Origin of the sequence: Nitrospira sp. (assembly GCA_005116745.1) — a bacterium.
GTDB lineage: Bacteria > Nitrospirota > Nitrospiria > Nitrospirales > Nitrospiraceae > Nitrospira_D.
In genome coordinates, this window is record SWDS01000002.1 from 179,547 (window position 1) to 198,987 (window position 19,441).

Consider the following 19,441-nt stretch of genomic DNA (forward strand, 5'->3'; position numbering starts at 1 on the left):
CTCCGTAATTTTCTATCTCAGTACCGGATCTTATCAGTACCCGGCCTTGGCGTTCGGATTCACCTGGCTGGGGAACGGATCGAGAACGGTTTTGGGTGCGCTGTTCCAGACCACATCCGCCAGATTCGACATCCGGCTCACGATCTGCGCGGCCACGCCGCCTGCGCCGCCGAACAACCCGCACCAGCCCAATGTCACAAAGCCCCAATGCAACGGCGCCGCAAACAACTCATCCACAAACCAGAACGCATGGCCCCACTCGTTGAGGCCCACGTTCGGGAGGATCATCATCGGTCCCACGATCGCCGCCACCAACGGGAACGACGTGGCTTGGCTGTACAGCGGCAACCGGGTCTGCGCATACAGATAACTCGACACGCCGCACGTGATGTACAACGGGAACGTCCCGTAGAACGCCACAATGTGGCTCGCCGTAAAGCTTGTGTCCCGGATGATCACTTGATGCCACGCGGCATCCTGCTCTAACGTGTAGCTGCCCGCGTAGTACACGCCCCAGATGTAGCAGGCCAACCAGCCCATCCAGTGAAAGTACCGCTTCAGCTCGAGCTTCGGGTCCAGGTTCGCCAGGTTCCGATCCCGCGTCACCCAGATCCACCCGATTGACGTGGCAAAGAACACGGCGTTAGCCAGAATGTTAAACCGCCACAGCCCCATCCACACTGACTCAAACTCCGGCGTCATGGAGTCGAGACCGTGCGAGTACCCAAACGTCCGCTGGTACACCACCCAAAACACCCCAATTGCCAACATCCCCAACCAGCCGAGCTTCGCCGCCTTCGTGTCGTACCACTGCGAAATGTCATATCCTCTCTCTGTGTTTGTTTGAGTTGAGGATCCCATGATTTAGACCTCCTTGTGAGATTAAGGATAACGCTTCTTCCACTTCCATTGCTCAGCCTGCATAACGGTAGGCGGCCGTTAAAGCGCCCACGGCTAACCCCATTAACCACCCCCATTTGTACAAAGTTGCATCTTCAGCTTTTTCTTCTAAAAGACCAGACCCGCGCGCATTGGTTGATCGCATACGTGTCTCCATGCACACCTCCTCCTGGGTTAGGAATTATTAAGGGCATATGCTTTCATAAATGGGTACATGCCCTCATACTACGTGCGACACTTTCTGGTGTCAAGCCCTTGGAAAAACGTCAAGACCGTCCTATAATATTTTTACTCGGACGCATGAACCAAATCTAACAATGGGTGAGCTGTATGGTTAAGCAGATATCGTCACACTCTCCGTGCTACTGCGCAGTCTTGCGAAAAGCCGTTCGCCGCGTGTCGGTTCTCTATGATGGGCACCTCAGAAGTACTGGGCTTAAGACAACTCAGTTCTCATTGTTAGGAGAACTCAACAGACACCGCCAAACACCGCCGACCATGAATGAATTGGCAGAATACTTGGTGATGGACCGCTCAACGCTCGGGCATAACTTGAGACCACTTTTGCGCAGGCAGTTAGTAGCTCTAAAGCCTGATGGGATTGATGGACGGACACGGCGTGTGACGCTCACCGCAAAGGGTGCAGCCAAATTTGCCAGTGCGGAAAAATCATGGCAAAAAGCCCAGCAGGAGTATGAGACCGTAATAGGGAAGACCGCTGCGGTCGCACTGCGAAACGCCTTGCAGAAGCTGGCTACATCAGCCGTACTCTAACGGATAAAAGCGCGGCACAACCAAAACCTTTCGATAGCACAACCCTGAGTCAGAAATGCTTCTCGGGTCAGTTATGCCTCTGCTAGTGGAAAGACGAATGATTTCAGGTACTGGTTGAGAGACCGCAGCCCTTTGGAAGCTTTATTGGTATTAACTTGATTCTGTGCTTCATAATCAGCCCACTCCCTCTCGCGCAACCTCATTTCTTGAGCACCCTACTCGTTAAGCTGCTACGACTTTTTGACCTTGAGCGTCTGCGCGTATTTCACAACTTCTTCCTTTGTTCCTCCGAGGTATTCGCCATGCTCGTCCCAGCTTCTTTGTGATCTTCATTTTCTGCAGACGTCTGTGACTTTCGGGCACGTTCTTCTTGATGATCATGCACAAGCACCCCGATAATCAGCAGCTGGATGCCGATGAGCAGAAAGAACAACGCCCCACGGTTCTGCCCGGTATGCTCGGCAATTGAAAACTGGTGAGCAGAAAGCAGCAAAGAAAGTGCCGAGGAGAGAAACAAGAAGATGCTCATGCGGAATGCCTCATACCTAAATCGCAGGGATAAGGGTATGCTTGCCGGAGAGATAAGGTCAACCAGAAATCACAGGGAAGGGCAATGACTGACTAGAGCTAGGGAACCGACGGACCAACGCCGACGGTAGAATCAGCAACCGGCACGGGTACTGCCGATGGCGTAGAGCCTCTGAACGGCAGATCCAGCAAGGCATAGGGGTTGACGCGTGCGCCGTTAAGTTTCACGCCCCAATGGAGATGCGGTCCCGTGGCCCGACCGGTCGCCCCGACTTTTCCGACGACCTGCCCGGCCTTCACCTGATCGCCGTCCTTGACCAGCACTTCGGATAGATGAAAATACATCGAGTAGAAGCCGAGTCCGTGATCGACAAAGATGCCTTTCCCAGAGAAGAAATGCTCGACGGTGAGCCGCACAATGCCATCATTCGTCGCCAGCACATCCGTTCCGAGCGGCGCACTGATGTCTTCCCCGTTATGCGGATTGCGTGGCTGCCCATTCATGATTCTGACACTGCCGAAGATCCCAGTTCGTCTGCCGTTCACCGGTTCCACAAAACCCGGTTGCCACAACTTGACCTGGGAGTCTGTGGCCAGGGCGGTCTTGACCTGCTCTTGTTCAGCTTTCCAACGTGCGACTGCCTTGTCGTCTAAATCGACTTTATCTTTCGGTAGCGTGAGATGCTCAACGTGAAATTTCTCTTTGACGACTGTCACCCTGTACATGAGTGTGCGACTTTGATCTGCGGTGTTCATCTCGACCGCGAGTTCATGCGTTCCCGGCTCATCCTGAAGGTCTATCCCGAGCAATCCGATGAATCCTTTTGGTTCATCACGTCTCGTCTCGAGAAAGAACCTCACGGATCGCCCCAAGAATTTTCCCTGGACTCGAACAGTTGAATCATCGGTAGGCACTTTGACCACGATAATGTGCCCTTGCTTCCCACTATAGTGGCCATCCGCACCTTGCGCAGTCGGTACGGAACCAGACAAGAGATCGACGAAGAGAGAACCGGCAAACAGCACGAGAACCGCAAGCACGGAAGGTTCCACCATGGCATGGCGTCGGTGATGCACATCCAGTATCGGCTTCATCGGTAGAAACGTCCTCCGGATACTTGAGAAATCAGTTCCTCGACCCGTCGATTCACCGCACTGAAGGGGTCCATGCAAAGGATGGTTTCCTCCCAATACCCATTCAGCTTCAGATATGTCCAATCCACTGTATAGGATCGATTCTTGGCCCGTGCAAACCGAATAAAATCTCCTCGAACTTTTGCCCTGGTCGTCTGTGGAGGGGTGGACATCGCCCGCTGGACCACCTCCTCTTCGACGACCCGTTCGATGAGCCCTCGAGACTCCATCAGGTAATACAACCCTCTTGTTCGCTTCACGTCATGGAACTGTAAATCCAGGAGGAGCACCCTCGGGTCATCCCACCCGCAATTCTTCTTGTCTACGTAAGACTGGATCAGATGTTTCTTCGTGACCCAATCGACCTGATGGATAAGCTGCATTGGATCTTCTTCCAGCTGCTGGAGCATCCGTTCCCACTTGTCATACACATCGTCGAGGAAGGGTTCATGCGCCTGTTCATTCAGGTACTCTCTCGCCCGCTTGAGATAGACCTGTTGAATCTCAATGGCGGTCATCTGCCGACCATCATCAAGCTTGACCCTTTTCTTCAGGGTCGGATCCCGTGAGACCTCTCGGATCGCCTTGACCGGATCTTCGAGTTCCAACCCATGAACCGTGTACCCGTCTTCGATCATCGACAAGACCAGCGCAGCGGTCCCCACTTTGAGGTACGTCGCGTACTCCGACATGTTGGAATCGCCGACGATGATATGGAGGCGACGATAGCGTTCGGCATCTGAATGGGGCTCGTCGCGGGTGTTGATGATGCTCCGAGAAGAGGTCGTCGACGAGGATGTCTTCTCATGAATATGTTGCGCGCGCTGAGAGATGAAATACTGCGGCTTGCCAGATACTTTTAATACTTTGCCCGCCCCGCTGAACACCTGCCGGGTCACGAAAAACGGGATCAATTGTTCGGTGACTTTCCAGAAATCGACATCGCGTCGCATGAGGAAATTCTCGTGGCATCCGTAGGTATTCCCAAGAGAATCCGTATTATTCTTGAAAATATAGATTTCCCCGGACAGCCCTTCCTCTCGAAGCCGTTCTTCGGCGGCCGGTAAACAGGCCTCCAACAATCGCTCCCCCGCTTTATCGTGGATCACGAGGTCCAGAATGTTATCGCACTCTGGAGTCGAATATTCGGGATGGCAGCCGGTATCTTGATAGAATCGCGCCCCATTGACCAAAAATGCGTTCGACGGCCAGCTATTGGGAATCAGTCCTTCAAAAATGTACCCCAAGACTTTTTCCATGGGAAGATAGATACGACCGTTGGGGGAAAAAATGAGGCCGTATTCGTTCTCGAGGCCGTATATCCGTTGCTTCATCGAACCACCAGACATCATGAAAGGCCTTTAGATAGAGTATACGCCGCTTTGCGGATCTGCAACAAAGGAAGCCTCTACGAAAGGCAGAGGTCAGGGAGAGAGGATGAATCGAACATCGGCAATCGATACCCGGCGAAACTTTCGGCCGACACGGGTTCGGTCCAAAACCGCGACTTCCAATCCTTCTGGCGGCAGCTTTTGATTGGCCGTCTGCTCCAGCGCTGTAACACACAGCTTCAACGCGGCATCCAAGGGCGGCGCCTGACTGGGACTGTTTTCCTTCAACAGGGTCTGCACCGCCTCAGACTTGCCGCCGATCACCGCAAAGTTCTTCTCATCGATGATGCTGCCGTCGAACGAAATACGATAGATTTCGTTCGGGTGATTATTGGAACCGGCCTGCACCACAAGGATCTCTACCTCAAGCGGCTTCATTTCCTGGCTGAATACGGTCCCCAGGCTTTGAGAATACCCATTCGCCAGAGAGCGGCCCGTGACGTCTTCTCGGCTGTACATGAACCCTTTGAGGTCAGCGTGGCGGATTCCAGCCTTTCGAAGGTTCTCAAACTCGCTATACTTGCCGGCTCCGGCAAACGCAATGTTGTCGTAAATCTCCGACACCTTGTGCAGCGAGGCGCTCGGATTATCCGCAGTCAACAGAATGCCGTCGACATACTCCATCGCGATGATCGAGCGGCCTTTGGCAATCCCCTTCTTCGCATACTCCGCCTTATCCTGCATCATCTGCTCAGGGGACACGTAGTAGGGCATTGGCATGATTACGTCTCCCGTGAACGGCGCGCGGCCATCACATCGTTGCACACAGCACGCAGGGTGTCGTCGGATACATCGGCGATGCCTTGAGCCGTCACGACCTTCGCCGTGGGATAAATGCCCCGCACGAGGTCAGGTCCGCCGGTCCCGACGTCGTCATCCGCGGCATTATAGAGCGCCAACAAGGCTAATTTGATCGCATCCCCCTCGGAAAGTTGCCGCTTAAAATGTTCGCGCATCGTGTTGCGGGCATCTTTCCCACCTGAACCGATCGCATGGTAATCGGACTCTTCGTACCTTCCACCGGTAATGTCGTATTTGAAGATGCGGCCCTCGCCACGCTTCACGTCATACCCGACATACAACGGCATGACGACCAGTCCCTGAAACACCATCGGAAGATTCGCCTTGACCATCTGCCCCAGCTTATTGGCCTTTCCTTCACAGGAGAGCGGCACACCTTCCAGTTTTTCGTAATGCTCCAACTCGGTCTGAAATAGCTTGGCCATCTCGATGCACGGCCCGGCCGCCCCCGCGATCGCCATGGCCGACCAGTCGTCGATCTTGAAGACTTTTTCGATTCGCCGATCCGCAATCTGAAACCCTTCCGTGGCTCGGCGGTCTCCGGCAATCACCACTCCCTGCTGATACTTGAGAGCCAGCACGGTCGTGGCAGAAGGTACAGCGACCGGCCCAACGGCGCGCACCTGGTCGGGAACGGCTGCCATACCGTGGCTTCGCAATGCCAACTCGGGATGATGTATCGAGACAAAGTCAAAAAAACTGGAGCCGTCGTGGTCAGGGAGATAAGGCAGTTTCATCGCGATCTTCGAACCACCCTTCGTTAAACCTTGAGTTTCTCGATCAAGGCATCGACCGAATCGGTTGTATCAAGCAACTCCTGCGTCAAGGCCTGCGTCCCTCGATGAGGATCCATCAGCGGCACTTTTTTGATTGTCGTATTGCCGATGTCGAACAACACCGATGTCCAACTAGCGCCATAGAGCGCCTTCGCAAACTTACTGACACAGCGCCCACGAAAATAGGCTCTCGTTCCAGTCGGAGGGTTCAATTCAGCATGCTGAATCTCATCTTCCTCAACAATCCGTTCGATGAGGCGACTGCGTTCCAGGGTATAAAATAATCCCTTCTCTGGACGGACGTCATGGTATTGGAGATCCATGAGCTTCATTCGAGGATCATTCCATCCGCAGCCTTTACGCTCCATGTAGGACTCGATCATATGCCGCTTGGCAACCCAATCCAACGATTTGACCAACAGCCGCGGATCTTGATCGAGCTGATCCAGGACCTCCTCCCAACGACGCAATACATCATGAGTGGTAGGACTGTGAGCCTGCGAGGAATAAAAAGTCTTGGCAGCACCCAGGTACGCCCGTTGAACGGCAAGAGCCGTAGTAGGCCTTCCACCGGCCAGTTTCAGGGTTTCCTTCACATCCAGGTCGCGCGACACCTGCTTAAACACACGGACCGGTTCGTCCAGTTCAAGCTGGGGCAGATCGGCTCCTGATTCCAGCAAGTCCAAGACAATGTCCAACGTTCCCACCTTTAAATAGGTAGAGAGTTCCGCCATATTGGCATCGCCCGTGATGACATGGAGTCTCCGAAACCTCGCCGCGTCGGCATGCGGTTCGTCTCGTGTGTTGATGATCGGCCGTTTGACCATCGTATTGAGGTCCATGAGACATTCGAAAAAGTCGGCGCGCTGGGAGATTTGATATTCCGCCGGGCTGGTTTGATTTTCAGCTCCAACTTTTCCTGCTCCGGCAAAGATCGGTCGTGTGACGAAAAACGGCGTCAACACCCGAGCAATCCGGTCGAACGACACGGCCCTCGAGACTAAATGATTTTCATGGTACCCGTAGCTGTTGCCCTTGCCGTCAGAATTGTTCTTGTATAGGACATACTGTTCGCTTCCTCTCACCCGAGTCAGTTCCTGAAGACATTTGGCGAGAATGCGCTCCCCGACTCGTTCGAACGCCACCACCTCCCGGGCGCTCGAGCACTCTGGTGTCGAGTATTCCGGATGAGCGCCATCGACATATAACCGTCCGCCGTTCGCCAACACCTTGTTCAGCTGCCGGTTATAGTCGGGATTGGGGCGCTCTCGTTCACCATCGACTTCAAATCCACGAGCATCCACAAGGGGATTTTCGTGTTCATAATCCCAGAGCGCCCTTGGAGCCGGCAATCCCGGGTAATGTCCAATGACGGTAAAGGAGCCTGACACAGGGTCAACCGCAGATGGATCTTTTGACGCAATACCGAACTCGGTTTCAGTGCCGAGCACGCGCAAGCGACTCGTGGAGGTAGAGTCTGGCATAAGTTCGCTAGAGATAGTGGCCAGTATTGACGGTTTCAATCTGCCGATGTTCGGCAGGTCCACCGCTGATGGTCCGGAGATGAATGATTTTCTCGCCCTTCTTTCCGGCGACTTTTGCCCAATCGTCCGGATTGGTCGTGTTGGGGAGATCTTCGTGTTCCTTGAACTCCTCACGGATGGCGCGGATCAAGTCGTCCGAGCGCAGACCGGCTCCTTCTTGCGCGATCACGCGCTTGACGGCAAATTTTTTCGCGCGTGAGACAATGCCTTCGATCAAGGCTCCACTGGCGAAGTCCTTAAAGTACAGCACTTCCTTTTCGCCATTGGCGTAGGTCACTTCGATGAACTTGTTTTCTTCACTGGCGGCGTACATCGTCTCGACTGTCAACGTCGTCAAGCGATCCACGAGCGCCTGTCGATCGCCTCCGTGCTGTTCCAGGTCTTCGGCGGAAAACGGGAGATCCGTTGAGATGTACTTCGAGAAAATGTCCTTGGCAGCCGTGGCATCTGGTCGTCCCACTTTGACTTTGACATCCAATCGACCGGCGCGAAGCACTGCCGGATCGATCAAATCCTGACGATTGCTGGCCCCAATAACGATGACGTTGCGCAATCGCTCAACCCCGTCAATCTCAGAGAGAAACTGCGGCACAATGGTCGATTCGATATCCGAGGACACACCAGTCCCACGAGTCCGGAAGAGCGCATCCATTTCATCAAAAAAAACAATCACCGGATGGCCATCATCGGCCCGTTCCTTCGCCTTTTTAAACACTTCACGCACCTGACGCTCCGACTCCCCGACGTACTTATTGAGCAATTCAGGACCCTTCACATGAAGAAAGTAGCTCCGAATTTCCTTACCGGCTCGATGGCCCAATTTCTTCGCGATCGAGTTGGCCACGGCTTTCGCAATAAGCGTCTTCCCACAACCAGGTGGGCCATAGAGCAACACCCCCTTCGGTGCGCTGAGCTTATATTCAGCGAATACGTGCGGATGCAGGAACGGCAGTTCGACCGCATCACGGACTTGTTCCAATTCCTTCTGCAGGCCGCCGATATGCTCATAGTCGACATCCGGAACCTCTTCCAATACCAGCTCTTCCGCTTCGGACTTCGGCAACTTCTCAATGACATACCCGGAACGGGGATCATAGAGGAGGTGGTCACCGACACTCAGCCGCTCAGCGAGCAATGGATCACCGAGCTCAGCCACCTTCTCCTCATCGAAATGGAGCGTGACCAAGGCTCGTCCCCCCTCCAGCACGTCTTTGAGTCGAACAACCTCCCCCTGACTGTCGAACCCCTTCACTTCAATCACGTTGAGCGCTTCATTCAGAACGACTTCGCGGCCCTTCCGCAACTCAGTGCGCTTAATCGAGGGGTGCAGGCTCACCTTCATTTTCCGTCCCGATACATACACGTTGCCCGTTCCATCCTCGTTCAGGCTGGAAAAGATGGCGTAGGCCGACGGTGGCGCGGTCAGCTTCTCGACCTCGGCCCGCAGGGCCTCGATCTGAGCCTTCGCCTCCTGCAGCGTCGCTACAAGTTTTTCGTTGTGCTTGGTCGCCTGATCGAATTGGTGGCGGGACTGATACAACCGACGGATTTCTTCTTCCATCGACTGAATCTGAACGCGAAGCTTATCGACTTCACGACTGTGTTCGTCGTTCTTGTGAATCATCTCCCCATTCCCCTCAGACAACCGCTTCGTAATCTTCTTGACGGAATCTCGGAGGGACCGGAGCCGACCGCGCTGATCTTTGCTAGACGCCATTTCGGCACAACAAGAATCGGACGCAACGTCGAATGAGTTCGTGGATCACACGTGTGATCGGATTCTAACACCCGACCTAGAGGTGGTCAACTGCAACAGGGGATTCTACGCAAGACAGGTCAACGTGACCTGATCACGTCTCATGCCTGCAGGGCTGTATTGAACTCACGTATGGCACTACTGATATCGACAGAAGTGAGCAGCGCACCGATCACGGCGACTCCATGAGCCCCGGCTCGACGCACATCGCGCACCCGTTCGCTTGTGATGCCTCCGATGGCAAAGATGGGGACCATCGAGTTGCGACAGACATCGGCAAGAACATCGAGTCCGAGCGGAGTACCGAATGAACGCTTGGACGGAGTATCAAAAATCGGACCGAAGATGATGTAGTCGGCTCCATCATGATTCGCCCGTTGAACATCTTCAACGGAATGCGTGGAAATTCCTATTAATCGATTGGGCCCAATGAGCCGCCGGGCCACGGAGACCGGAAGGCTGTTGGCACGAAGATGCACACCGTCTAAGTTCAGCGCCAGTACGAGATCGACACGATCGTTAAGGATCAACGGAACGGAGCGCGGCACGGTCAGCGCGTGGATCTCTTGTGCCAGCGGGAGCAGCTCACCAGTAGGCAAATCCCGTTCTCGAAGTTGCATAGCCGGCACACCAGCCATGATCGCTTGACTGAGTACTGTGGAGAGGGAACGTCCTCGGACCAGGTGTCGATCAGTAACAAGAAGCAGGCGAAAGTGTACTGGCGGCATCACTGAAGGACTGCGATCCTCGTCTTAGCAGGATACTCAAAAAGGCCGTCCAGCAAGGCCGCAGCGAGTGAAGAGGCGAGACGTACGCTTCGGTACGTTGAGCCTCTGAGCGATGCGAGAACACCGCTGGAGGACTTTTTCAGCATTCTGCTAGAGCATTCCTTCGATCGGACTGCTAGCCGTCGCATAGAGTTTCCTGGGAATGCGACCTGCTTTATAGGCCAGGCGACCAGCATACACGGCGTACTTCATCGCTTCTGCCATGGCAATCGGATCCTTCGCGCCTGCGATGGCCGTGTTCATGAGTACGGCATCAGCTCCCAATTCCATTGCAAACGCAGCATCGGAAGCAGTCCCGACACCGGCATCGACGATGATCGGTACCTTGATCATTTCCATGATGATTTTTAAGTTATAGGGGTTGCGGATACCCAATCCAGACCCAATTGGTGCCGCCAACGGCATGACGGCTGGACATCCAACATCGACGAGCTTCTGAGCGACGATGGGATCATCATTCGTATAGGGCAGGACGATAAATCCTTCTTTGACGAGAATCTTCGCGGCTTCAATCAACCCCGCCGTATCTGGGAACAAGGTCCGCTCGTCGCCGAGCACCTCTAACTTCACCACATCAGAAACGCCGGCCGCGCGCGCCAGACGGGAGTATCGAACCGCATCCTCCACCGTGTAGCAGCCGGCGGTATTCGGCAAAATCGTGTATTTCTTGGGATCAATATAATCAAGCAGGTTCTCTTTCGATCGATCGGTGATATTGACCCGACGCACCGCAACCGTTACGACATCGGCGCCGGACATCTCAATCGCTTTTTTCGTCTCGGCAAAGTCTTTGTATTTGCCCGTCCCAACCCACAAGCGCGACTTGAACTCACGCCCCGCAATAATCAGCCGATCGTCTGTCATAATATCCTCTTACAATGATCCGCCACCGATGAAACTCATAATCTCGACCCGATCGCCCTCTTTGAGCTGGCGCTGGCCGAATGTCCCACGGTCGAGAATTTCGAGATTCAACTCAACTGCCACACGCTCCGTCCTAATTTCCAGGTCTCGCAAGAGATCAGCCACTGTCGCATCACAGCGGCAGGTCTGCGCCTGCCCATTGACATGAATGTGGATTGCTTCCTGCACGCCTGTCATCCTATGAGAGTAGAATTCACCTTGTCAACAAAGTGCCCCTTGCCTACAGGACCAAGGAAACCGCACAATAGAACTCCACGGTCCTACACATGAAAGAGAACAATCAGCAACTCGCCACCATCTTCCGATCGATGGCCGATCTCCTTTCGGCCCAACGCGCCAATCCCTATCGGGTGCGGGCCTATCGGCGGGCTGCGGATGCTCTGCTGGCCATCGATGAAGATGTGACGGCGCTGGTTGAGCGTCAGGGGCTTGAAGAGATTGATGGGATCGGGGCTGACCTGGCAAAAAAAATAGAAGAGTTTCTTGAGACCGGCACCATCCGTGCCTACGAAGAGCTGAAAACGCCGCTCCCGGCGGAGGTGAAGAGCTGGGCGAGCCTGCCAGGACTTTCCGAGTCGCTCGTGGCCTATTTATACTTCCGCCTCGGCATACGGACGCTCGACGACCTCGCCCAGATCACCCGCTCGCACCTGCTTCGGACCCTGCCGAGTTTTTCAGGGTCCGAAGAGCGCTTACTCCAGGCCGTTCAGGAACGAATTCATGCGCGAGAACCTTAGGACGTCTTGAGGTCCTTGAAGATCTTCCAACTTTTCAACAATTCCACAGCCTTCTGAAGCTGTGCATCCTGTTCAAGCGAAGGTTCTCCCCCGACTTCAGGCAATGCCGGTGAAGGCGTCCCATTCTTCGGTCCCCCCTCGTCCAGAGACTTGCCATTCTGAGGTGAGGTTTCCTTTCCTGTTGGTGGCTTGACCACCTTTGGTTCCGCCTCCTTTTCAGCAGGTTTCCCCTCAGACACTTTAGCCACCACCGGCGCTGAAAGCTTCACGACGATGTCCGGCGTAATGCCGGTCGACTGAATGGACCGGCCCTTTGGCGTATAGTACTTTGCGGTCGTGAGACGAAGCCCTGAACCGTCACCTAGCGAGAGGATCGTCTGCACCGATCCTTTTCCGAATGAGGTGGTCCCAACAACAAGACCTCGTCCATAATCTTGCAGCGCTCCGGCAACAATTTCCGATGCACTCGCGGATCCTTCATTGACCAGGACAATGACCGGTAGATCCTCCAACTGATCCTTGGCTTTGGCGAACCATTCGTCTTTTTTCCCTTCTCGGCTCTTGGTATATACAACCAACTTCCCGCTAGGAAGAAATTGTTCGGATACATCGACGGCCGCGGTCAGCAACCCGCCAGGATTGTTTCGTAGGTCAAGAATAGTTCCTTGGACCTTCTGTTCTTTGAACTGTTTGATCGCCTTGGCGAGATCTCGCCCAGTGGCTTCCTGAAACTGAGTGAGCCGAACATAACCGAGGTTGTCGATGACCTTCGACTTGACGCTTTCAATTTTAATGGTGTCTCGGACGAGGGTGAAGACCAATGGGTCCGGTGTGCCATCTCGCTGAATCGTGAGATTGACCTTGCTGCCTTTCGGTCCTCGCATCTTCTGGACCGCATCCATCAAGGTCAGGTCCTTTGTCGTGTCGTCATTGACCTTCGTGATAAAGTCGCCGGCCTTAATCCCGGCTCGATGGGCCGGCGTGCCTTCGATCGGTGCGATGACGGCCAACCGGTTGTCCTTCACACCGATTTGAATGCCAACTCCCCCAAATTCTCCCCTGGTTTCAACCTGCATCTCCTTATACATCTCCGGAGTCATGTAGGCTGAGTGTGGATCGAGCGTCGACAGCATGCCACGGATGGCCCCTTGAATGAGGTCCTTCGGTTTCGTCTCATCGACATAATGTTTCTGAACTTGGTTCAGGACCTCGGAGAAGGTTTTGAGCTCCTCATAGGTTTCACCCGCATGTCCGGTCCGTTCCCACCCTTTTCCGATGAGAAGTCCACCGAGCAGCGCAAGGGCAATCATCGGCACGACCACCCAAGACTTCTTCCGAGGCTGCTGTTCCATAATCTTCACATCCCTTCTTTCCTGAGTTGTCGGACCCTCCGATCAGAATACACCAAGAAGGCCATGCTCATCGTTTGGCCAACCAGTGGAGGGGATCCACTGGCTCGGCTCCTTCCCGCAACTCGAAGTATAAAGTATTTTCTCCAATCATGCCCGTATCCCCAGTCTCCCCGATCGGTTGACCTTCGGCAACCTGCTCGCCCGATTTAGACAGAATCTTGGAGGCATGCGCGTATAAGGAAAAGAACCCGTTGGCATGATCTAGAATTATAACGAGTCCGTAGCCTTTCAACCAGTCTGCATAGACCACACTCCCCGTCATGACGGCATGGATGAGGCTTCCCTCTGCCGTTCGAATTTCAATACCCTTGCGCTGCACATAGGTATTGAACGTCGGATGCTTCTGGCGCCCGAAGAACGACACGACTTTTCCATCGGCCGGCCACGGGAGTGTACCTCGGACTCCATGCGCCGATGGTGAAGACAAGGGAGGGGCCACGGCCATGGTACGTCGGCGCGTTTCTAACTCATGCAACAAGCCATCTACCCGAGACGCGGAACGTTCCAGTTCGTCGACCGTACGATTATAGGAGTCCTTTTCGTGCGTGATCTTCACTAGATAGACTTTCTTCTCTCTCTGAAGCACTCGGATATCCGCCAGCTTTTTCTCGATGGTTTGCTTGAAGGCAACCAGTCCGACTCTGGCCTCGGCACGCTGACGCTCAACCTGCTCCATCCGGTCCATATCGGTGCGGAACGTCTCCAATAACTCGTAGTCCTTGTGTGACACAACCGAGAGGTATTGTCCACGACGCTGGAAATCGCTGTACGAGTCCGCTGTTAAGAGGGCCTTCACACGCCCAAACCGCCCTTCCATATACTGCACGCGGAGTCGGGCAAGAATGGCCTCACGTCGGGCATCAATACTGGCTCGCATCGCCCCCAGCCGATCCGTAATCTCGTCGATCTCCCGATCCTTCTGTCGCAGTTTCTTGCTGATCTCATGATGATCTTGTCGATGATGCACCAGTCGCTCATCCAGGGATTGGAGCCCTTGCAACACCGATTCTCGTTTTTTCTCTGCGGCCTCGGCGCGTTTCCGTTTTTCCTCAATCTTGCCCTTCAGCTTCTCAAGCGTCTTTCTCTCACGCTCGATTTTCTCAGAGATCGGATCATTCGCCGCACCCGCCACAGAGACCACCCCTCCTCCCACCGCAAGACACCAGAGGAGGATGGCACAGGAGACTCTCATGCCCGCCCGTCTCCAACACGTAGCAGCGACACCACGCTCCCGGCAAAGCCAAGCCCCATTCCCGCCAGCACGAGCGCCAGACACACCGAGAGGGGGAAAAAAGAGATCATGCCTTCGATCCCGCTAAAACGGCCCGTCAATTGAATCTGCTGCCGGAACAGTTCAACCGCGAACTTGAGAATCCCCAACGATAGCGCGCTACCACAGGCTCCAAGTACGGCTCCTTCGAGAAAATAGGGAATACGGATGAATGTACGTGTGGCTCCGATCAAGCGAAGAATTTCGATCTCCTCCTGTCTGGCCAACAGTGCGAGTCTGGTCGTATTTCCGATGATCGTCACGGCAGCTGCGGAAAGGAGGATCCCCACCCCAATCGCCGCCAGCTCGATATATCCGATCAGTCCGGCCAACAGACTACTCCATTCTTGATTATAGTCGACCTTTGCGACACCTGCCATTGTTTGCACTCGTTCTACCCACGCTTTCATGGCGTCCGGAGACCGAAAGCTCGGCGCAAGTGTCACAACGAACGAAGCCGGGAGCGGGTTCTCCCCAAGCCCTTCGAGTAAGTGCGACTCACTGGGAAATTGAACTCGAAATTCTCCCAATGCCTGTGCTTTTGAAATAAAGAGCACCCCATCGACCATACGATCGGTCTTGAGTGTTCGTTCGAGATCTCGCACCTGTTCGCTCGGCAGTCGATCCTCCAAATAGACCATGACCTTGACATCTTCCTGGAGCGACCCCGCTGCGTTCCGGAGATTCATATAGAGCAACAGAAAGATGCCGACACAGGCCAAAGCAAAGGCCGTGGTCAGAATGGCGACGATCGTCGTCGTCCGATTGGTCCGCATATTCACCCACGCTTCGCGCACGAGATAAAACAGGCGTCTCATCCTCCGACCTCTTCCCCGACTCTTCGCTCTGCGAGCAACACCCCTTGCACCAAGGTGATCACCCGTCGATTCACATATTTCAGGACATGAGGATCGTGCGTCGCGACAACCACGGTCGTCCCTCGGGCATTGATCAATTTAAACAATTCAATAATTTCCCTGGTGCGCTCTGGATCAAGATTGCCTGTTGGTTCATCGGCCAGAAGCACCACCGGCCCATTGACGATCGACCGGGCGATACACACACGCTGCTGCTCTCCTGTTGAAAGACTGCTCGGTAACTGATCATTCTTGTGATCAACATCGACCGCGCGCAATGCCTCTGTCACTTTACGACGGATATCTTTCTCGGAGGCCCCTTGGACAATCAACGGAAGCGCCACATTGTCGAAGACGGATTTCTTCGGCAACAGACGAAAGTCTTGAAACACCGCCCCAACCTTCCGTCGAAGATAGGGAATCTCGGATGGTCTGAGCTTGGTCACATTCTTGCCGTGAACGAAAATCTGGCCCTCGTCCGGCTGCTCCTCCGCGATCAACATGCGCAACAGCGTCGACTTCCCAGACCCGCTCGCGCCCATAAGCAGGACAAACTCTCCCTTCTCGATCTCAACGGTGACATCAGACAACGCGGCTCTGCGAGCATGCCATTTCGACACATGGATGAGTTGAATGATGGCATCCATGGAAACCCCTTCGAGTAAAGGCGAACACGTTCAGTGTTCGGTCACATCAAATGCGTTCTGGAGATGTTCGATCCGCCCTTGGTCGGAAGCTCGCCCCTGGACCAACACCACATCGAATCGGCAGACCTTATCGGACCAATGCCGTTGGGCTAAATACTGTGCGGCCAGTTTCGTCAGCTTCACCCGCTTGCGGTGATCCACAGCCAGCAAAGCCCCGCCGAAGGCGTCTGTGGTCCTGCCCTTCACTTCAACGAAGACCACGACACCATGATCGTCCGCGACGAGGTCCAATTCACCAAGCCTAGTCCGTACGTTACGATCAAGAATGCGATAGCCCTTGGCCACCAAGAACTGTTCGGCCTGCATTTCACTGGCTTGGCCAAACTGATGGCGGGGGTCTGAAGTAACCATGTCGTTACTGTTCGAGCACTGTGCCGCACATTCGTCGGGACGGCTCACGCTTCGCGGCGAGGATCGCCTCGTGCACCGGCCTGAATGTTCGGCGATGGATGGAGCAGGGGCCATGGCACGCCAATCGTTGCAGATGTTCTCTCGTGCCATACCCCTTATGCGAGAGAAAATCATATTCGGGAAACATGTCATGGTACTCTGCCATGAGACGATCCCTTGTAACTTTGGCGATGATGGAGGCTGCCGCAATCGAGAGGGAGAGGGAGTCTCCCTTGATGATAGGCCGTTCAGGGATTCCGATCCCAGGAAGCGTCACGGCATCAATGAGTAGATAATCAGGGGGAGGAGCCAGCTGATCAATGGCTCGCCGCATCGCCAGCTTGGTCGCCTCGAGAATATTGAGCCGATCGATCTCATCGACGTCCGCCGATCCGATTCCCATCCCCACGGCATGCTCAAGAATCGCGGCATACAATCGGGCTCGCTCCCCTTCGGATAGCTGCTTAGAATCATCGATCCCCGAGAGCCGACAGCGAACCGGTAAGACAACCGCAGCGGCAACGACCGGACCGGCTAACGGGCCCCGTCCGGCTTCATCAATGCCAGCAATACGACGATACCCACACAGCCGGGCCGCCCGCTCGAACTCTTCGGTGGGTCCCATCAGATCAGACGTCCCTTCACCGACTCATGCGATCGTCCCTGCCGTGAGGGAACATGTGCTCCGAAAAAGGCTAGGAGGCCGTTACGGTCTCTGCTTTGGCAGCCGGAGGTTCTGCCGAGGATTTGCTCCCTCCGACAAACTCCCGCTCCTCGACCTTCGCAAACTTGCCCTTTTTGCCGCGCAGATAGTACAGCTTCGCGCGTCGAACGCGCCCCTGCCGAACCACATCAACCTTGGAGACAATCGGAGAATGGACCGGAAAAATCCGTTCGACCCCCACTCCGTATGAAATTTTTCTGACCGTAAACGTTTCGGTATTCAAACTTCCCTTGCGCGCGATCACAGTTCCTTCATAGACCTGGATACGCTCTTTTTCGCCTTCGATGACTTTGACGTGGACCTTGACGGTATCCCCGATCTCAAAGTGTGGCGCTGATTTCTTCGTCAAGGACCGCTGAATTCGCTCCAACTGATTCATGGACTTAACCCTCCTCCTCCCACCGTGATGTCGTGGCCGTCAAAAGGCCCTCGCTCATCAATTCATCCAACAACTGTTGATCTTCCCTCGTGAACACCCGACCTTGCAGAAGATCGGGGCGACGCAGATACGTGCTGCGCAATGCTTCTTTCCGACGCCACAACCGAATGGCCTCATGATGGCCCGAGAGCAAGACGTCGGGCACGCCGACTCCTCCAATCTCTGCGGGCCTTGTATACTGCGGATACTCCAGCAACGAGTCAGAAAACGACTCTTCCAAGACAGAAGTGGGATCGCCCAAGACGCCAGGGACAAGTCTGGCCGCTGCATCGATCAAAACGAGCGCCGGCAACTCACCACCGGTCAACACATAATCTCCGAGTGAAACTTCCTCCGGAGCGACAGTCATACGGACACGCTCATCCACTCCCTCATAATGCCCGCACAGGATGACGATTCGGCGGCGCTCACCCGCCAACTGCTGCGCATAGTCTTGCGTAAACGGCCGCCCATGAGGAGATGGAAACATCATCCGAATGTCTTCACCGCTTGCCTGCGCTTCATCTCGGATCGCGGCAACGGCAAGAAGAATCGGCTCGGCCTTCATGACCATGCCGGCCCCCCCTCCATACGGCATATCATCGACCACTTTGTGGCGATCCGCTGTAAAGTCTCGCAAATTATGCACCTTCACGGTAAGCAGCCCCTTGTCTTGCCCTCGCTTGAGCATGCTGTGAGTCAAGACCGGAGCGAACATGCCTGGGAACAATGTCAGCACATCGAACCGCAACATGCTACTCACCCAATCCGTCGATCAGCCGGACGGTCATTGTGCCAGCTGCCACGTCGACGGCGCGCACCAATTCTTTCGCGGCAGGGATCAAGGTCTCTTTGGCCCCTTGGCGAACAACAAACACCAGATTCCCCGGCACATCCAAGATCTCTTCCAGCACACCGATCAACTGACTCTCCTCAGTATAAACAGCAAGACCGATGAGATCACACTCATAGTATTGCCCATCCGGCAGCTCCGGCACAATTCCCCGAACCGTTCGGATGAATCCACCCCGCCAGAGACTCGCGGCCTCCGGCGTGGTTACACCGCTCAATCCAAGAATAAATCTAGTCCCAGCCCGCCTCACATGGGTGACGCTGGTCTCCAGCGTCTGCCCGTTCTTTGCGAGGAGACTTACACTCCTCAGCCCTTCAAATCGACCCGGGACATCGGACAGTGGTCGAACCTTCACCTCTCCCCTGACGCCAAATGGCCGCTCGATCAGTCCCACCGTCACGGTGTCCAGCTGACTCACCATCGCGAGATTAGGCCTTTGCAGAGGCTTTTTTCTGCGCGGCTTTTTCAGCCTCAAACTGCTTCCAGACTCCTGCCCGACGCAGCAACGTCCGCACGGTCACCGTAGGTTGCGCGCCGTGCCGCAACCAGGACAGAACACGTTCCTGCTTCAATTCCGGCAGGCCGGCTTCTTTCAACGGGTCAAAAATTCCAAGGATCTCCAAGAACCGGCCGTCACGTGCTTTCCGTGAATCAGCGGCTACCACCCGATACATCGGTCGTTTATGCCTTCCCGTTCGAGCCAGTCTCAAATGTACAGCCACAAAGTCCTCCTTAAGATTAAGTGAGCCGACAGCTG

The 19,441-nt window shown here is 54.7% G+C and carries 21 protein-coding genes and 1 pseudogene; 2 read left to right on the forward strand and 20 right to left on the reverse strand.

The window, feature by feature from the left end:
- Positions 1-33: 33 nt before the first annotated feature.
- Positions 34-861 (reverse strand): methane monooxygenase/ammonia monooxygenase subunit C, encoded by an 828-nt coding sequence (locus E8D52_02935; protein TKB70022.1) that lies wholly within the window; start codon positions 859-861, stop codon positions 34-36.
- Positions 862-1,230: 369 nt separating this feature from the next.
- Here E8D52_02935 and E8D52_02940 point away from each other — a divergent pair, with 369 nt between their 5' ends.
- Positions 1,231-1,674: a winged helix-turn-helix transcriptional regulator gene (locus E8D52_02940; GenBank protein TKB70023.1), complete on the forward strand. Its 444-nt coding sequence runs from the start codon at positions 1,231-1,233 to the stop codon at positions 1,672-1,674.
- Between the two features lie 265 nt (positions 1,675-1,939).
- On the opposite strand, the gene E8D52_02945 is transcribed toward E8D52_02940, so the two are convergent.
- From E8D52_02945 to thiS, 9 genes and pseudogenes are all read right to left on the reverse strand, one after another.
- A complete protein-coding gene (locus E8D52_02945; protein TKB70024.1) occupies positions 1,940-2,203 on the reverse strand; it encodes a hypothetical protein in 264 nt (87 codons plus the stop codon).
- 98 nt (positions 2,204-2,301) lie between these two features.
- Positions 2,302-3,258, reverse strand: coding sequence for a M23 family metallopeptidase (locus E8D52_02950; protein ID TKB70362.1), 957 nt, complete (start codon positions 3,256-3,258; stop codon positions 2,302-2,304).
- A gap of 35 nt (positions 3,259-3,293) precedes the next feature.
- Positions 3,294-4,670, reverse strand: coding sequence for a Pup--protein ligase (gene pafA, locus E8D52_02955; protein TKB70025.1), 1,377 nt, complete (start codon positions 4,668-4,670; stop codon positions 3,294-3,296).
- 90 nt (positions 4,671-4,760) lie between these two features.
- Positions 4,761-5,447 (reverse strand): proteasome subunit alpha, encoded by a 687-nt coding sequence (gene prcA, locus E8D52_02960; GenBank protein ID TKB70026.1) that lies wholly within the window; start codon positions 5,445-5,447, stop codon positions 4,761-4,763.
- A gap of 2 nt (positions 5,448-5,449) precedes the next feature.
- Positions 5,450-6,265 carry a proteasome subunit beta gene (gene prcB, locus E8D52_02965; GenBank protein ID TKB70027.1) on the reverse strand — a complete coding sequence of 272 codons (816 nt, stop codon included), beginning with the start codon at positions 6,263-6,265 and terminating at the stop codon, positions 5,450-5,452.
- 23 nt (positions 6,266-6,288) lie between these two features.
- The gene (locus E8D52_02970) at positions 6,289-7,788 is read right to left on the reverse strand and encodes a proteasome accessory factor PafA2 (protein ID TKB70028.1); all 1,500 of its coding nucleotides are present in this window, start codon (positions 7,786-7,788) and stop codon (positions 6,289-6,291) included.
- A 7-nt stretch (positions 7,789-7,795) separates the two neighbouring features.
- Positions 7,796-9,565, reverse strand: a complete 1,770-nt coding sequence (arc, locus tag E8D52_02975; GenBank protein TKB70029.1) for a proteasome ATPase — start codon at positions 9,563-9,565, stop codon at positions 7,796-7,798.
- A gap of 140 nt (positions 9,566-9,705) precedes the next feature.
- Positions 9,706-10,332: a thiamine phosphate synthase gene (gene thiE / locus E8D52_02980; GenBank protein ID TKB70030.1), complete on the reverse strand. Its 627-nt coding sequence runs from the start codon at positions 10,330-10,332 to the stop codon at positions 9,706-9,708.
- Between the two features lie 150 nt (positions 10,333-10,482).
- Positions 10,483-11,472 (reverse strand): annotated as a pseudogene (gene thiS / locus E8D52_02985) (sulfur carrier protein ThiS).
- 110 nt (positions 11,473-11,582) lie between these two features.
- On the opposite strand from thiS, the gene E8D52_02990 reads away from it, so the two are divergent.
- Positions 11,583-12,053: a histidinol-phosphatase gene (locus tag E8D52_02990; GenBank protein ID TKB70031.1), complete on the forward strand. Its 471-nt coding sequence runs from the start codon at positions 11,583-11,585 to the stop codon at positions 12,051-12,053.
- On the opposite strand, the gene E8D52_02995 is transcribed toward E8D52_02990, so the two are convergent.
- The 10 genes from E8D52_02995 to rpsP form a co-directional block, all read right to left on the reverse strand.
- The gene (locus E8D52_02995) at positions 12,050-13,405 is read right to left on the reverse strand and encodes a S41 family peptidase (GenBank protein TKB70032.1); all 1,356 of its coding nucleotides are present in this window, start codon (positions 13,403-13,405) and stop codon (positions 12,050-12,052) included. The two genes, E8D52_02990 and E8D52_02995, sit on opposite strands and share 4 nt — an antisense overlap.
- Positions 13,406-13,472: 67 nt before the next feature.
- Positions 13,473-14,657 carry a hypothetical protein gene (locus E8D52_03000; protein TKB70033.1) on the reverse strand — a complete coding sequence of 395 codons (1,185 nt, stop codon included), beginning with the start codon at positions 14,655-14,657 and terminating at the stop codon, positions 13,473-13,475.
- Complete coding sequence (locus E8D52_03005; GenBank protein ID TKB70034.1) at positions 14,654-15,553, reverse strand: ABC transporter permease; 900 nt, start codon at positions 15,551-15,553, stop codon at positions 14,654-14,656. Before E8D52_03005 ends, E8D52_03000 begins: the two co-directional genes overlap by 4 nt.
- The gene (gene ftsE, locus E8D52_03010) at positions 15,550-16,230 is read right to left on the reverse strand and encodes a cell division ATP-binding protein FtsE (GenBank protein ID TKB70363.1); all 681 of its coding nucleotides are present in this window, start codon (positions 16,228-16,230) and stop codon (positions 15,550-15,552) included. Before ftsE ends, E8D52_03005 begins: the two co-directional genes overlap by 4 nt.
- A 39-nt stretch (positions 16,231-16,269) precedes the next feature.
- Complete coding sequence (locus E8D52_03015; protein ID TKB70035.1) at positions 16,270-16,650, reverse strand: YraN family protein; 381 nt, start codon at positions 16,648-16,650, stop codon at positions 16,270-16,272.
- A 4-nt stretch (positions 16,651-16,654) separates the two neighbouring features.
- Positions 16,655-17,314, reverse strand: coding sequence for a ribonuclease HII (locus E8D52_03020; GenBank protein TKB70036.1), 660 nt, complete (start codon positions 17,312-17,314; stop codon positions 16,655-16,657).
- Positions 17,315-17,384: 70 nt separating this feature from the next.
- Entirely contained in the window at positions 17,385-17,792 is a 408-nt protein-coding gene (locus tag E8D52_03025) for a 50S ribosomal protein L19 (GenBank protein ID TKB70037.1), read from the reverse strand.
- Between the two features lie 4 nt (positions 17,793-17,796).
- A complete protein-coding gene (gene trmD, locus E8D52_03030; GenBank protein ID TKB70364.1) occupies positions 17,797-18,582 on the reverse strand; it encodes a tRNA (guanosine(37)-N1)-methyltransferase TrmD in 786 nt (261 codons plus the stop codon).
- 4 nt (positions 18,583-18,586) lie between these two features.
- The gene (gene rimM, locus E8D52_03035; GenBank protein TKB70038.1) at positions 18,587-19,105 is read right to left on the reverse strand and encodes a 16S rRNA processing protein RimM; all 519 of its coding nucleotides are present in this window, start codon (positions 19,103-19,105) and stop codon (positions 18,587-18,589) included.
- A gap of 7 nt (positions 19,106-19,112) precedes the next feature.
- A complete protein-coding gene (gene rpsP / locus E8D52_03040; protein ID TKB70039.1) occupies positions 19,113-19,406 on the reverse strand; it encodes a 30S ribosomal protein S16 in 294 nt (97 codons plus the stop codon).
- Positions 19,407-19,441: the final 35 nt, after the last annotated feature.

Coding starts and splice junctions, on each gene's coding strand:
- E8D52_02935 (TKB70022.1), bottom strand. CDS start 861: ATGGGATCCTCAACTCAAACAAACACAGAGAGAGGATATGACATTTCG.
- E8D52_02940 (TKB70023.1), top strand. CDS start 1,231: ATGGTTAAGCAGATATCGTCACACTCTCCGTGCTACTGCGCAGTCTTG.
- E8D52_02945 (TKB70024.1), bottom strand. CDS start 2,203: ATGAGCATCTTCTTGTTTCTCTCCTCGGCACTTTCTTTGCTGCTTTCT.
- E8D52_02950 (TKB70362.1), bottom strand. CDS start 3,258: ATGGTGGAACCTTCCGTGCTTGCGGTTCTCGTGCTGTTTGCCGGTTCT.
- pafA (TKB70025.1), bottom strand. CDS start 4,670: ATGAAGCAACGGATATACGGCCTCGAGAACGAATACGGCCTCATTTTT.
- prcA (TKB70026.1), bottom strand. CDS start 5,447: ATGCCAATGCCCTACTACGTGTCCCCTGAGCAGATGATGCAGGATAAG.
- prcB (TKB70027.1), bottom strand. CDS start 6,265: ATGAAACTGCCTTATCTCCCTGACCACGACGGCTCCAGTTTTTTTGAC.
- E8D52_02970 (TKB70028.1), bottom strand. CDS start 7,788: ATGCCAGACTCTACCTCCACGAGTCGCTTGCGCGTGCTCGGCACTGAA.
- arc (TKB70029.1), bottom strand. CDS start 9,565: ATGGCGTCTAGCAAAGATCAGCGCGGTCGGCTCCGGTCCCTCCGAGAT.
- thiE (TKB70030.1), bottom strand. CDS start 10,332: ATGCCGCCAGTACACTTTCGCCTGCTTCTTGTTACTGATCGACACCTG.
- E8D52_02990 (TKB70031.1), top strand. CDS start 11,583: ATGAAAGAGAACAATCAGCAACTCGCCACCATCTTCCGATCGATGGCC.
- E8D52_02995 (TKB70032.1), bottom strand. CDS start 13,405: ATGGAACAGCAGCCTCGGAAGAAGTCTTGGGTGGTCGTGCCGATGATT.
- E8D52_03000 (TKB70033.1), bottom strand. CDS start 14,657: ATGAGAGTCTCCTGTGCCATCCTCCTCTGGTGTCTTGCGGTGGGAGGA.
- E8D52_03005 (TKB70034.1), bottom strand. CDS start 15,553: ATGAGACGCCTGTTTTATCTCGTGCGCGAAGCGTGGGTGAATATGCGG.
- E8D52_03015 (TKB70035.1), bottom strand. CDS start 16,650: ATGGTTACTTCAGACCCCCGCCATCAGTTTGGCCAAGCCAGTGAAATG.
- E8D52_03020 (TKB70036.1), bottom strand. CDS start 17,314: ATGGGACCCACCGAAGAGTTCGAGCGGGCGGCCCGGCTGTGTGGGTAT.
- E8D52_03025 (TKB70037.1), bottom strand. CDS start 17,792: ATGAATCAGTTGGAGCGAATTCAGCGGTCCTTGACGAAGAAATCAGCG.
- rimM (TKB70038.1), bottom strand. CDS start 19,105: ATGGTGAGTCAGCTGGACACCGTGACGGTGGGACTGATCGAGCGGCCA.